Below are 12611 nucleotides of genomic sequence, written 5' to 3' on the forward strand. Positions count from 1 at the left end.
AAGTTAATCCACTATAAAAAGGTCGTCTGAAACCTGATGTAGGGTTTCAGACGACCTTTTTGCATGAAAGAAAATAGGGATTGATTGGTTTGAGCATGAGTTGGAATTGAAATGGCGCGCCCATAAAAAGCCGGCTTTTAAAGCCGGGATTTTGAAATTGGGCAGGATTCGGGCGGATTTAAAGGCATAGCAAACAAGGTTCAAACCGCCCAATAAGCCGGAGGCTATATAGGAATGATTGTGCGGGTGTCAACATTTTCGGCCTTTTTTCAGAACAAAACATGACTTATGCCAATATTTGTTACTACAACCCACTACATTGGCGGGAACATGAAAATGATGTGTGTTAGAATTTTTTCAGCTGTTTTATAAAACAGTACCTTAACTAAAAAATTTAAGAAGGATAGAACATGAACAAATTACTAATTGCTGCGATGATGATGGCCGCTTTGTCGGCTTGTTCCCAAGAAGCCAAGCAGGAAACTAAGGAAGCGGCTTCTGCCGTAGCTTCCGAGGTTAAAGACGCTGCGGCTTCTGCTACCGATGCTGCTGCATCTTCCGCTCAAGCAGTGGCGAGCAAAGTAGAAGATACTGCCGCCAAAGCCGCATCAGAAGTAAAAGAAGCTCCTGCCTCTGAAGCCAAACCGGCAGAAAAAACAGAAGCTGCGCCTGCCGACGAGAAAAAAGATGCCTCGTCCGCCAAAGTGGACGGCAAAGCCGTTTTCGAAGCCAACTGTAAAATGTGCCACGGCGGTACCATCCCGGGCGCTCCGGTCGTCGGTAAAAATGATGATTGGGCTCCGCGCATCAAACAAGGCAAAGAAACCCTGCATAAACATGCACTCGAAGGCTTCAACACCATGCCGGCAAAAGGCGGCAACACCAGCCTGAGCGATGACGAAGTCAAAGCGGCGGTTGACTATATGGCAAACCAATCCGGCGCCAAATTCTAAGCTGTACAAATCAAAACGCACCTTGCAATAAGGTGCGTTTTTTATGGAAAAACAGCCAAGCGTCGAGACGGTTCGGATTTGCTTTGATGGGAAACGGTATAAGATTAAGCTGAAATCAATGCGGTGTTGCTTCGCCTTGTCTTGATTCAAACTGACTTCGACCACTACACAGGAAGTTGAGGGAAGCTCGTCTGAAACATCATCCTGTTTTCAGACGACCTGATCTTTGATTAACGATGGCGCAGTCTAAATGTTAGAACTAAGGCAGAAAGGCAATAAAAAAGCTGAGTTTTTCAACTCAGCTTTTTAAATTTGGTGGGTCGTGAGCGATTCGAACGCTCGACCAACGGATTAAAAGTCCGCTGCTCTACCGACTGAGCTAACGACCCGATAAGCTGTGAATTTTATAGAAACAGATGAGCAGTGTCAATGTTTTTCTGTATTTTTTCGGAACAAAATAGAACTTAAAGCACTGTTTATCGTCATATAGAAGAGATTATTAACATGATATGTGTTACAATTTTTCGGGCTGTTTATATAAAACAGCATTTTAACCAAAATCTTAACCAAAAATTCAAGAAGGATAGGACATGAAAAAATTACTGATTGCCGCAATGATGGCGGCTGCTTTGGCGGCTTGTTCCCAAGAGACCAAGCAAGAGACTAAGGAAGCGGCACAAGCCGTTGCGTCCGATGTTAAAAACACTGCAGCTTCTGCCGCTGATTCTGCTGCTTCTGCCGCCCAAGAAGCGAAAGATAAAGTCAAAGACGCTGCGGCTGATGCAAAAGAAACTGCCGATAAAGCCATGACTGAAACTAAAGAAGCTGCCGACAAAGCAGCTACCGATGTAAAAGAAGCGGCAGATAAAGCCGTTACCGAAACTAAAGAAGCGGCCGGTAAAGCCAAAGAAGCGGCTACCGATGCAGCCAAAGATTCTTTGAACAAAGCCGCTGATGCCACTCAAGAAGCTGCGGACAAAATGAAAGACGCTGCTAAATAATTTGTCGTGTTGACATAAAAAGGTCGCCTGAAAACCGAAGTTGGTTTTCAGACGACCTTTTGGTTTATATAGTGGATTAACTTTAAACCAGTACGGCGTTACCTCTCCTTAGCTCAAAGAGAACGATTCTCTAAGGTGCTGAAGCACCAAGTGAATCGGTTCCGTACTATCTGTACTGTCTACGGCTTCGTCGCCTTGTCCTGATTTATTAATCCACTATAGAAACCTTGTTTACGCCTGCGCTATCGAGCTGTCTTCTTCCTGCCGCTCTTCTTCGTGTTCCGCGCTGTTGAGCAATTTCAGCAGCTTTTCGGTCTTTTCCGAATCTTCGCTGCGGAGGATTTTGGCGGTTTCGGTTTCGAGCAGGGCGGTGTTGCTGTGCAGGATGATGTTTTTGACAGGGAGCAGGTTGTTGGGGTTCATGGAAAATCGGCGCAGCCCCATGCCCAGCAGCATCCGCGTGTAGGTGGTGTCACCTGCCATTTCGCCGCATATGGAGACGCTTTTTTCCATGCGGTTGGCGGTGCGGATGATGTGCTGGATGGTTTTCAACACGGCGGGATGGCCGGGCTGGTAGAGGTGGCTGACGCTGTCGTCGCCGCGGTCAACCGACAAGATGTATTGGATCAGGTCGTTGGTGCCGATGGAGATGAAGTCGGTCAGTTTCAGGATGCTGCCGACGGTCATGGCGGCGGACGGGATTTCAATCATGCAGCCGACGCTGACGGTGCCGAAGGTTTCGCCGCGTTCGGCAAGCTGGCGTTGGGCGGTGTCGAGGTGGATCAGGCATTGGCGCACTTCGGACAAGGAGGTAATCATCGGCCACATCATGCGCACGGGGCCGTGGACGGCGGCGCGGAGGATGGCACGCATTTGGGTGCGGAACATGACGGGTTCGGCGAGGCACAGGCGGATGCCGGTGAGTCCGAGCGCGGGGTTGAGGCTGCCGTTGGGGGTGGAATTTTGACCGAACCAGCGGGGATTTTTGTCCACACCCAAATCGACGGTGCGGATGGTGATGCTTTTGCCTTTCATTTTTTTCACAATCGCGCTGTACACTTCGTATTGCTCGTCTTCAGACGGCATGGTGTCGCGGTTGAGATAGAGGAATTCGCTGCGGAAGAGTCCGACGCCGTCTGCGCCGAAGTTGTGCAGGGCTTTGATGTCTTCGGCGGATTCGATGTTGGCGAGCAGCTCGATGTTGATGCCGTCGGCGGTGGTGGCGGCGGTTTTTTTGAGCTTGTTGAGTTCGCGCTTGTGGAGGCGGTATTCGCGGGCGAGGCGGCGGTATTCGTTGAGGACGACTTCGTCCGGATCGATGATGAGGACGCCGTTGATGCCGTCAACGATGACGGTTTCGTTTTCGGTAATGAGCCTGCGGGCGTTGTGCAGGCCGATGACGGAAGGGATGTCGAGGCTGCGGCCTAAGATGGCGGTGTGGCTGGTTGGGCCGCCGACGTCGGTAACGAAGGCGGTGATGCGCTGCTCTTTGAAGAGGACGGTGTCGGCGGGCGAGAGGTCGTGGGCAATCAGGATGGTGTCTTCAAACAAGCCTTCGTTGAGGTTTAAGTCGTTGCTTTGTCCGACGAGGTTGTTGTGGATGCGGCGGACGACTTGCAGCATGTCTTGTTTGCGTTCGCGCAGGTAGTCGTCTTCGATGCTGTCGAACTGGGCAGCGAGCTTGTCGCTTTGCTGCTTCAACGCCCATTCGGCGTTGATTTTTTGTTCTTTTAAAATATCGACGGGTTCGCGCGAGAGGGTCACGTCGGTCAGCAGCATGAGGTGCAGCGAAATAAACGCGCCCAATTCGGTCGGAGCGTTTTCAGGAATCGCGCTGCGCAACTGTTCCAACTCTTTGCGCGTGGCTTTGATGGCGGCATCGAAACGGGCGGCTTCGGCGTCGATGAGGTCGTCTGAAACGTCGTATTGCGGCACTTCCGCCGTGCCGCGCGTAATCAGGTGGGCTTGTCCGATGGCGATGCCTTTGCCCGCGGCAACACCGTGCAGCACGATACTCATTATTCGCCCTCGCCGAAGTAGTCGTTGATTAAGTCGGTCAATGCCTTCATGGCTGCGGCTTCGTCCAAACCGTCGGTTTCCAGCTCGATGATCGTGCCTTTGGCGGCGGCGAGCATCATTAAGCCCATGATGCTTTTGCCATTGACGCGGCTTCCGTTTTTCGTCACCCAGACTTCGCTTTGAAACTGAGACGCGGTTTGGGTGAATTTGCTGGAAGCGCGGGCGTGGAGTCCGAGTTTGTTGATGATTTCGATTTGTTGTTTTTGCATGTTCGGCTTTCGGGTGTGCGGGGTCGTCTGAAAACGTGTCGGTAGGCTTAGACGGCTTCGGCGTGCTGTTTGCACACCAAATCTTCCGGTTCGGCGGTGATGGCGAAAATGCCTTTGACGGCGGCTTCCCTGACCGTTTCAGTAAAGGCGGCGAGATCTTCCGCCATGGGCGAGTATTGGGTCGCTTTAATCATCATCGGTGCGTTCAGTCCGGTCAGGATGGCGGATTTGCCCGCGCGAACCAGCCTGCGGGCGGCATTGCACGGCGTCGCGCCGAAGATGTCGGTCATAATCAATACGCCGTGGTTTTCAGGAAACTCTTGCAGCGCGGCGATGGCATTGTTGATGATGTCGTTTTGGTCTTCGTCAGGCTCTACGCCGAGGATGCGGATGTTTTCCGGCATGCCCGTCGGGAAGAAATGATGGGTCAGGCTGCGGTAGGCTTCGCCTACTGCCTCGTGGGTAATGATTAAAAGGTTGATCATGATGTGTTCTCTGATGATTTTATTCGGCCGGTGTGGGCGAAAGTATCGTCCGTTCACCCGCCACATAGCGCGATATGGTGGCACAAAGGTCGTCTGAAAAGGTTTTCAGACGACCTTTTTTAATCTTGTCTCAGCCTTGGTTGAGCGCATAAATCTCGCCCAAATTGCGCCAGCAGCCCGCCGCGTCCATACCGTAGCCGAAGACGTAGCGGTTGGGAACATCCATTCCGACATAATCCGCCTTGGTCGGTTTTTCCTTGTCGATCAACTTGTTGGCAAACACAGCCGCACGGCAGCTCGCCGCGCCCATTTCCAAGAGCTTGGACTGAATCGCCGACATCGTGTGTCCCTCGTCCAAAATATCGTCCAATACGACCACATGACGCCCCCGAATCTGCTCCGAGTCGGGCATCCGTTTCCAGTTGAACGCACCGCCCGCCAGCTTGTCGCCGTAACGGGAAACATGAACATAATCAAAGTCCAACGGAAAGCGCAACAGCGGCAGCAACTGCCCCGTAAACACCACCGCCCCGCCCATTACAGGCAGCAGGAGCGGATATTTATCCCCCAAGTCGCGCGTAATCTCGTCCGCCACTTTTTGCAGCGCGGCACGGCATTGGTCTTGGTCGAACAAAAGCTCGGCATTATCAAGCATGGCTTGGGTTTCAAGGCGTTTGGTTTCTAAATCGATCATGGTAAACGGGGAAATCAGTTGGGAAAAAGGAAATTATAAACCCAAAACGGGCTAAGGTTGTCTGAAAACAGAGAAGCGGATTTTGCCATCGCTTTCAATACACCGGCCTAGCCATCAGTTGCAGTAGGTCGGATTCTCGAATCCGACGGCTTTTGAGATGGCAGGTTTTTGTCGGATACAAGTATCCGACCTACGGCTGACTGAAATCCCGCTGCCGCTTTAACCCGTATTGTCGTTTTTGAGCAGGAAAACCCTTTTCGCAGGCAAAGCCCGCGTGGCAGGCGTTGGCGGAATGCGCCGAACTGGCTTGGTTTCAGTAGGTCGGATTCTTGAATCCGACGGCTTTTGGGATGGCAGGTTTTTGTCGGATACAAGTATCCGACCTACGGCCGGTTCGGCATTGCCGCGCAAACCAAGCTACTTATTCGGCGGATTAATCGGCAGCGTCGAGCGGGAGACTTTGACGTCGGGGCATTTTTGCTTCATTTGATAGCGGAACACTTCCGCCTTGCGTTGATTGCCGGTTTTTTCGTAATTCGTGCCCAAAATTACCTCGTCCGCCAGATTCCGTATATCGGCATAAGGGATATAGAGGGATTGGGTCGTCTCGCAATATTCGATTTCCTCCGAATCGATTGGTTTGATAACCAGCAGGCGGAACTCTTCTTCGTCGCGGAAGGCGAAGTCTTTAAACAGATAGCGGATGTATTCCAAGGCTTCTTTATCGTCGTCGCTGACGGCGGAGTTGTCCTTGAAAAACTCGATAAGCTCTTCCAACGCTTCTTTTAATTTTTCCAAGCGGAACTGATGCCATTCTTCATTGCCGACGGGTTTCAGGCGGATACCGAATTTCAGTTTTTCTTGAGGAAGAAGCCATATCCCACATTTCTTTTCAGCAATATATTCATCTTTGTAAGCGATATAAGCAACTTGATAAAGCGGCAGCTTTTCGTATTCATCATTCCAAAAACCGTCTTCCGGCAGGTCGTCTGAATCCTGCCCTGACTTTTCAGATAGGCTGCGGAATGGGACCGAAACATCCGCTTCTCTTAGCCAATCCCCGTTTTTATTGAACACCAGGCAGCAGCCCGAAGCCTCCACGCCGTCTTCTTTGCCATACAGGCGGAACTGGTTCAAATCGTTGACGCGGCTGGAGAAACAGGTGAAAAAAGCATTATGGGACGCGCCATCCGCCTTGTTTTCCAACTCCAAATCCTGTTGGTTCAGCAAGTCCAGTAGCCCCCTGCCTTCGGACGGGTCGTTCATATAGGTCGAGCTGCCGAGCCGCATCGGAATGTCGATTTCGTTGCCATCAATCCCGAATAATATATGGCATACATGGGGCGAAGTGTAATGAGCCATCGGGGTGAAACCCAACTCTATCGGTGTGATGTGGAGAACCGCCAAAATGGTCGCAACAGCGTCTTGCGGTTGTGAAGTTTTGTTTTTGAAAAGCAATTCCTGTATTTCTTGTTTTTTCTTTTCAAAATAGGAATTCCAATCTTTATTGAGGTAATCAATATCTCTTAAACTTGGACGGATTATTTTTTCCCATTCCTTTTTTTCTACTTCATCATTTAATTGTGATATTTTTTCGTAAACAGCGGAAAAATTTTCGCTAGCCTGTTTAATAAATATTTCCGCTTTGGATGTGCTTTTACTGCTCTTAATCTGTTCAATATAACAACTGCCCAGCCCAGATTGGGCATAGATTTGTCGATAAATACGATCTTGTTCATCTGTCAGGTGCTTGGTAAGACTCAACGACTCTTGAAAATGTTTAACAGCTTTATCAATCAGCCTATCTGTTTTATTCGTATTCTTAGCTATGGCCTGTTCAAAATAACAATCGCCAAGCCAATATTGAATATCACATTGCTCTGTGATCTGAGTATTTTTATTCGTAATTCCATCCCAAGCCTGGTGCAGCTTTTCAATCGCTTCAGCGTATTTTCCCTCATTAAATAATGAAAGACTTTCAATAATCAAATCTTTAACAGCCATCATTTATCCCTCTATCAAACCAATCCATTAAAAACCAATCAGACGAAAATTGTACACCATATACCGAAGTCTTCCTTCCCGCCCCCAAAACATAAAACCGATTCAGTATCCATCCATGTTTATAAAAAGGTCGTCTGAAAACCTAAAAATACGGTTTTCAGACGACCTTTCGACCATCGGCTCTTACCTGTCCGTCCTGACCCGCACAAACGTGGCAAATTTCGGCGTGCCTTTTTGCGTGAAACCACGGTAGCGGTATGTGATGACCGAGCCGATTTTGGGCGGGTTGTCGCGGTCTTTGTCTTTGAAGCCGCTGCCGATGCGGAATTCGCCGTGTCGGTTTTTGCAGCCGACCGCGCCCAGCCGTCCGGCGTTGCGCCCTTTGCCTTCATAATGCCGCGTTACCGTGCATTCGTCGTCGTATTGGCTTTTCAGCTTCAATAATTGGCTGCTCCTGCCGCCGCTGTAACGCGATTCAGGCTGGCGCAGCATCACGCCTTCGCCGCCCTGCGCTTCGATTTGTTTCAAAAAATCCATCGCGTGCTGCCGGTCGCGGACTTTGGTTTGCGGGATGATGGTGATGGGCGCGTTCGGATGCGTTTTCAGCCATTGCGTTGCGACGGCGAGGCGTTGGTAGAGGTTGCCCTGCGCTTTGGGTACGTCGAAAACGTGTAGGCGGATGCCGCGCCAATCGCCGGAAGACGAGCGCACGGCGGCGGAAATCTGTTCAAACTGTCCGCGCCCGCTATACAGCTCGCCGTCGAGCGGATAGGGCGGGAACTGCGCGGTAAAACCTTTGGGCGGGGTAAACGCGTAGCCCTGCCTGCTGACCAGTTGCCGCCCGTCCCAATACGCGCGCACGCCGTCGAGCTTCTCGCTCATCGCCCAACCCGCAATCTCTTGGTCTTTGTATTCCTGCGCCAGCATCAAATCCGCGCCGAGCGCCGTTTGGATGAAAAAAGCGGCAAAAATCGGTATCATGCCCTGCATTGAAGTTCTCATAAACGTTCCAATAATGTGAGTGATTATTTCAAATATAATAATGATACCGCATAAACAGACCGAAGGTCGTCTGAAAACATCGTTTCAACGAAGTTCAAGCCCCCGTCCAACCACTACCCAAGGAATCCCGCCTCATGGCACTTCAAGCCGAAATCATTGCCGTTACCCCTTTCCGCCAAAACTGTACCCTTTTGTGGGATGACGAAACCCGCGAAGCCGTCCTGACCGATGTCGGCGGCGACGTTCCCTACCTGCTGCAAGAGTTGGACGCGAAAAACCTCACCCTGACCGCCATTTGGCTGACCCACGGACACCTCGACCATGCCGGCGGCGTGGTGGAATTGCGGAAACACCGCCCCGTCCCCGTCATCGGCCCTCATGCAGACGACGATTTCCTGCTCCAAGCCCTGCCCGAAACGACCGCCCAATACGGCTTTCCCGTTTCCCCCGCGTTCGAGCCGACCCGCTGGCTGACCGAAGGCGAAACGCTCAAGGTCGGCAGCCACGCCTTCCAAGTCCTGCACATCCCCGGCCACACGCCCGGCCACGTCGTTTTCTACTGCGCCGAAGCAGGGCTGCTCATCGCGGGCGACGTATTGTTTTACGAAACCATAGGCAGAACCGACTTCCCGCGCGGCAACCACGCCGACCTCATCCATAATATCCGCACCAAACTGTTCGTCCTGCCCGAAGACACCCGCGTCATCGCCGGACACGGCAGAATGACCGACATTGGACATGAAAAACGGCACAATCCGTTTTTTTAAATCCTGAAAGCAAAAGGTCGTCTGAAACACGGATAAGCGTTTCAGACGACCTTTTTATAGAAAATGAGTAAAATGCAATGGAATACACTTCAAAGGAAGTTCGTCATATGAAAACCGCGCATGAAACATTAGCTGAGTTCATTCAACAAATGAAAGATTATGAATTGTATTGGGGAGGGCTTACTCAAAAAAGTTTGGATGAAGGTACTTTTTTTGAAATTGATGAAGATGAAAACAGCAAAAAAAGATCTGACGAAATCAAAAAAATACACCACCAATTTTTATCTAAAAAAGCTTTATCTTTAAAGCGAGCTAGACAAGAAGCTCCTGATTTTCAAATGCCTCCAGAATATAACCAAACCATTACAGCCGAACGGAAAATCAGTGATAAAAAATATGAAATAGATGTGTTGGATGATAGTGGGGAAAAGAAAACCTATACGCTGGTTTTGGAAGGCGGGGAATGGAAAATCGATCAAATGGGTTTTATGTATTACGATAAATGGAAGAAGTCCCGCCAATTGTTTTGAATAGACGATAACTTGTCATCGGTTGGCTTAAGAATCAATACCCTGATAAAGTTGGTTGAAGGGCTGATTCCCGGAAAATTTGTTTTCTTAAAAAGGTCGTCTGAAAAGTTCAAAATCTTTTTATAGGGAATGAGTAAAATGCAATGGAATACACTTCAAAGGAAGTTCGTCATATGAAAACCGCGCATGAAACATTAGCTGAGTTCATTCAGCTAATGAAAGATTTTGAACTGTATTGGGGAGAAATTCTTCAAAATTATATGGATAAGGATAATTTTGGGGAGTTCTATTCAGAAGAAAATAAAGTTAAGCTTTCAGAGGGAATTAAAAGTATACAACATAAATTTTTATCAAAAAGGGCGCTGTCATTGAAACAGTCTCGACTGGAGGCGTTAATTTTTCGAATGCCTCCAGAATATAACCAAACCATTACAGCCGAACGGAAAATCAGCGATAAAAAATACGAAATAGATGTGTTGGAAGATGGGGAGGAAAAGAAAACCTATACGCTGGTTTTGGAAGGCGGGGAATGGAAAATCGATCAAATGGGTTTTATGTATTACGATAAATGGAAGAAGTCCCGCCAATTGTTTTGAAGAAACGATAATTTGTTGTCAGTAAATGGAGGTCGTCTGAAAAGCCCGAAATCTTTTTCAGACGACCTCCGCCTACTTTGACCGCGCTCAAACCTGCTGCGCTCTGCCCATGCCGCCCGATTTGAAATAATTTGTTTAAAAATAGAAGGATAGGTTTGTATTTTGCCCGAGGTCGTCTGAAAACCTGCGCTTTGCAAACCTGTGGTTTAGGATTAGTATAACTATACCAATTTATCCCAAATCCATTTCAAATCATTCACTTCGGAGAGATTCCATGAGCTACACGGCCCCTGTAAACGAATTGTGTTTCGGCATCCGCGTGCACGGCAGGTTGGACGAAATCCTGCAACTGCCCCATGCGGAAGGTTTGGATGCGGAAACGGTGGATGCGGTGCTGGACGAAGCGGCGCGGTTTGCCTCGGAACAATGGGCGGACACCAACTGCACCGGCGATTTGCACGGCGCGGGTTTTTCAGACGACCTGATCACCACTCATCCCGATTTGGCGCGTGCCTACTATGATTTCTGCGAAGCGGGCTGGGCGGGTTTGCGCGCGCCGGCGGAGTTTGGCGGACAGGGGCTGCCGGCGGTCGTGTCGGCGGCGTGTGAAGAGATGTGGTGCGCCGCCAACCTCGCCCTGTCGCTGATGCCGATGCTGACGCTGGGGGCGGTGGACGCGCTGTTCAAACACGGCAGCGAGGAGCAGAAACAGACCTATCTGCCGAAAATGTGCAGCGGCGAATGGGCGGGAACGATGAATTTGAGCGAACCGCAGGCGGGTTCGGATTTGAACCATATCGCCACCCGCGCCGTGCCGAAAGAAAACGGCGCGTATGCCCTCAGCGGTCAGAAAATCTTCATCACTTGGGGCGATCAGGAAATGACGGAAAACATCGTCCATCTGGTGCTCGCGCGCCTGCCCGATGCCGCGCCGGGCGTGCAGGGCGTGTCGATGTTTATCGTGCCGAAATATTTGGTGAATGCGGACGGCAGCTTGGGCGGACGCAACGGCGTGCGCGCCATCGGTATCGAACACAAGCTCGGCATACACGCCAGCCCGACCTGTACGATGGAGTTCGACAACGCCGAAGGCTATCTGGTCGGCAGGGCGGGCAAGGGTTTGGCGTATATGTTTACCATGATGAAAACCGCACGGCTGAACGTCGGCATCGAAGGCCACGCCGTTGCCGAACGCGCCTACCAAAACGCGCTCGCCTATGCGAAAGAGCGCGTGCAGGGACGCGACGAGGCGGACGGTTCAGACGACGTAGCGATTATCCGCCATCCTGACGTGCGCCGTATGTTGTTGATACAAAAGGCAACGCTCGCCGCCCAACGCGCCCTGTATCTGCGCGCCGCCGCCCTGACCGATGTTGCCGCCGCCTGCCCCGACAACGTATTGCGCAAAGAAGCGGAGCGCGAACTGGATTTCCTGATTCCCATCGTCAAAGCCTGGCCGACCGACAACGGCGTCGTCCTGACCAACCTCGCCGTCCAGATTTACGGCGGTGCGGGTTACGTCGAAGAAAGCGGCGTGGCGCAATACCTGCGTGACGTGCGGATTACGCCGATTTACGAAGGCACCAACGGCATACAGGCCGCCGATTTGGCAGGGCGCAAAACCACCGGCAAAAACGGCGCGCTGCCCTTGAAGCTGCTCGCCGAAGGCAAAGGGCTGGCGGACAAACTCGCGGCCGCCGAACCCGTCGTCGCGCAGCAACTGGCGCAAGCCATTGAAACGGCGGAACAAAGCATCGCCCGCATGGTCGGATACGCCGACCGTCCCGCCCTTGCCGCCGCCGCGTCCAACGCCTACCTGCAACAAATGGGGCTGACGCTCGGCGCCATCGGACTCGCCCGCGCCTACCTTGCCGCCGAAGCCGCCCAAAAGGACGACGCCGACGGCTTCGGCAGCGGTTTCTACGCCGCGCAGCAACACAACGCCCGCGTCTATTGCGCCCACGTCCTGCCGCAGGTTTACGCCTGCGCCGCGCAGATTGAAAACGTGCAGGCATTGCTGGACGTGCCGTTAGAACTTTATTGACGGATACGGGTTTGAAAAAGGTCGTCTGAAACCGGATTTTGGGTTTCAGACGACCTTTTTTGATAAGGGTGATAAGTGGACAGAACGCATTAATCGAATTGGGCAACCTGTCTGCTCGAGCATTGGACGGAAGGTTTGGATGTTTGTGCCGAATATGGAAAGGAAACAGGCTTGCCGCCGCGTAAAAAGGTCGTCTGAAAACGTTTTAACGCTATGAACTGGCCCCCAAATCTTGGACACTCATAAA

General features: G+C 51.1%; 12 protein-coding genes and 1 tRNA gene. 6 read left to right on the plus strand and 7 right to left on the minus strand.

Going from position 1 to position 12611, the window contains the following annotated elements; translation table 11 throughout:
• The first annotated feature begins 410 nt into the window (after positions 1–410).
• Positions 411–953, plus strand: coding sequence for a c-type cytochrome (locus HMPREF3277_RS08805; RefSeq protein WP_070870857.1), 543 nt, complete (start codon positions 411–413; stop codon positions 951–953).
• A gap of 313 nt (positions 954–1266) precedes the next feature.
• Here the strand turns inward: HMPREF3277_RS08805 and HMPREF3277_RS08810 are convergent.
• Positions 1267–1342 (minus strand) — tRNA-Lys (locus HMPREF3277_RS08810).
• Between the two features lie 201 nt (positions 1343–1543).
• Here HMPREF3277_RS08810 and HMPREF3277_RS08815 point away from each other — a divergent pair.
• A complete protein-coding gene (locus tag HMPREF3277_RS08815; protein ID WP_003755882.1) occupies positions 1544–1954 on the plus strand; it encodes an Ag473 family lipoprotein in 411 nt (136 codons plus the stop codon).
• Positions 1955–2185: 231 nt separating this feature from the next.
• Here HMPREF3277_RS08815 and ptsP read toward each other — a convergent pair whose 3' ends face one another.
• The 6 genes from ptsP to HMPREF3277_RS08845 all read right to left on the minus strand — a co-directional run bounded on the left by ptsP (position 2186) and on the right by HMPREF3277_RS08845 (position 8427).
• Positions 2186–3973, minus strand: a complete 1788-nt coding sequence (gene ptsP, locus HMPREF3277_RS08820) for a phosphoenolpyruvate--protein phosphotransferase (protein WP_070870859.1) — start codon at positions 3971–3973, stop codon at positions 2186–2188.
• Positions 3973–4242, minus strand: coding sequence for an HPr family phosphocarrier protein (locus tag HMPREF3277_RS08825; RefSeq protein WP_003767811.1), 270 nt, complete (start codon positions 4240–4242; stop codon positions 3973–3975). The genes ptsP and HMPREF3277_RS08825 overlap by 1 nt, the downstream gene beginning before the upstream one ends.
• Before the next feature lie 47 nt (positions 4243–4289).
• The gene (locus tag HMPREF3277_RS08830) at positions 4290–4727 is read right to left on the minus strand and encodes a PTS sugar transporter subunit IIA (RefSeq protein WP_003755891.1); all 438 of its coding nucleotides are present in this window, start codon (positions 4725–4727) and stop codon (positions 4290–4292) included.
• A 130-nt stretch (positions 4728–4857) separates the two neighbouring features.
• The gene (locus HMPREF3277_RS08835; protein ID WP_070870861.1) at positions 4858–5421 is read right to left on the minus strand and encodes a hypoxanthine-guanine phosphoribosyltransferase; all 564 of its coding nucleotides are present in this window, start codon (positions 5419–5421) and stop codon (positions 4858–4860) included.
• 417 nt (positions 5422–5838) lie between these two features.
• On the minus strand, positions 5839–7428 hold the full coding sequence (locus HMPREF3277_RS08840) for a hypothetical protein (protein WP_070870863.1): 1590 nt from the start codon (positions 7426–7428) through the stop codon (positions 5839–5841).
• 180 nt (positions 7429–7608) lie between these two features.
• Positions 7609–8427, minus strand: coding sequence for a DNA ligase (locus HMPREF3277_RS08845; protein WP_107976879.1), 819 nt, complete (start codon positions 8425–8427; stop codon positions 7609–7611).
• 134 nt (positions 8428–8561) lie between these two features.
• Between HMPREF3277_RS08845 and HMPREF3277_RS08850 the strand changes: the two genes are divergently transcribed.
• From HMPREF3277_RS08850 to HMPREF3277_RS08865, 4 genes are all read left to right on the plus strand, one after another.
• Entirely contained in the window at positions 8562–9194 is a 633-nt protein-coding gene (locus tag HMPREF3277_RS08850; RefSeq protein ID WP_070870866.1) for an MBL fold metallo-hydrolase, read from the plus strand.
• Positions 9195–9301: 107 nt separating this feature from the next.
• The gene (locus HMPREF3277_RS08855; RefSeq protein WP_210401165.1) at positions 9302–9724 is read left to right on the plus strand and encodes an NTF2 fold immunity protein; all 423 of its coding nucleotides are present in this window, start codon (positions 9302–9304) and stop codon (positions 9722–9724) included.
• 173 nt (positions 9725–9897) lie between these two features.
• Positions 9898–10320 (plus strand): NTF2 fold immunity protein, encoded by a 423-nt coding sequence (locus HMPREF3277_RS08860; RefSeq protein WP_210401166.1) that lies wholly within the window; start codon positions 9898–9900, stop codon positions 10318–10320.
• 274 nt (positions 10321–10594) lie between these two features.
• Positions 10595–12364, plus strand: a complete 1770-nt coding sequence (locus HMPREF3277_RS08865) for an acyl-CoA dehydrogenase family protein (RefSeq protein ID WP_070870871.1) — start codon at positions 10595–10597, stop codon at positions 12362–12364.
• Positions 12365–12611: the final 247 nt, after the last annotated feature.

It is taken from the genome of Neisseria sp. HMSC70E02 (assembly GCF_001838645.1).
GTDB lineage: Bacteria > Pseudomonadota > Gammaproteobacteria > Burkholderiales > Neisseriaceae > Neisseria > Neisseria macacae.

What these genes read in the sequence shown, in the direction of transcription:
- ptsP (WP_070870859.1), bottom strand. Translation starts at nt 3,973, where the DNA reads ATGAGTATCGTGCTGCACGGTGTTGCCGCGGGCAAAGGCATCGCCATC.
- HMPREF3277_RS08830 (WP_003755891.1), bottom strand. Translation starts at nt 4,727, where the DNA reads ATGATCAACCTTTTAATCATTACCCACGAGGCAGTAGGCGAAGCCTAC.
- HMPREF3277_RS08825 (WP_003767811.1), bottom strand. Translation starts at nt 4,242, where the DNA reads ATGCAAAAACAACAAATCGAAATCATCAACAAACTCGGACTCCACGCC.
- HMPREF3277_RS08860 (WP_210401166.1), top strand. Translation starts at nt 9,898, where the DNA reads ATGAAAACCGCGCATGAAACATTAGCTGAGTTCATTCAGCTAATGAAA.
- HMPREF3277_RS08865 (WP_070870871.1), top strand. Translation starts at nt 10,595, where the DNA reads ATGAGCTACACGGCCCCTGTAAACGAATTGTGTTTCGGCATCCGCGTG.
- HMPREF3277_RS08845 (WP_107976879.1), bottom strand. Translation starts at nt 8,427, where the DNA reads ATGAGAACTTCAATGCAGGGCATGATACCGATTTTTGCCGCTTTTTTC.
- HMPREF3277_RS08840 (WP_070870863.1), bottom strand. Translation starts at nt 7,428, where the DNA reads ATGATGGCTGTTAAAGATTTGATTATTGAAAGTCTTTCATTATTTAAT.
- HMPREF3277_RS08835 (WP_070870861.1), bottom strand. Translation starts at nt 5,421, where the DNA reads ATGATCGATTTAGAAACCAAACGCCTTGAAACCCAAGCCATGCTTGAT.
- HMPREF3277_RS08855 (WP_210401165.1), top strand. Translation starts at nt 9,302, where the DNA reads ATGAAAACCGCGCATGAAACATTAGCTGAGTTCATTCAACAAATGAAA.
- HMPREF3277_RS08805 (WP_070870857.1), top strand. Translation starts at nt 411, where the DNA reads ATGAACAAATTACTAATTGCTGCGATGATGATGGCCGCTTTGTCGGCT.
- HMPREF3277_RS08850 (WP_070870866.1), top strand. Translation starts at nt 8,562, where the DNA reads ATGGCACTTCAAGCCGAAATCATTGCCGTTACCCCTTTCCGCCAAAAC.
- HMPREF3277_RS08815 (WP_003755882.1), top strand. Translation starts at nt 1,544, where the DNA reads ATGAAAAAATTACTGATTGCCGCAATGATGGCGGCTGCTTTGGCGGCT.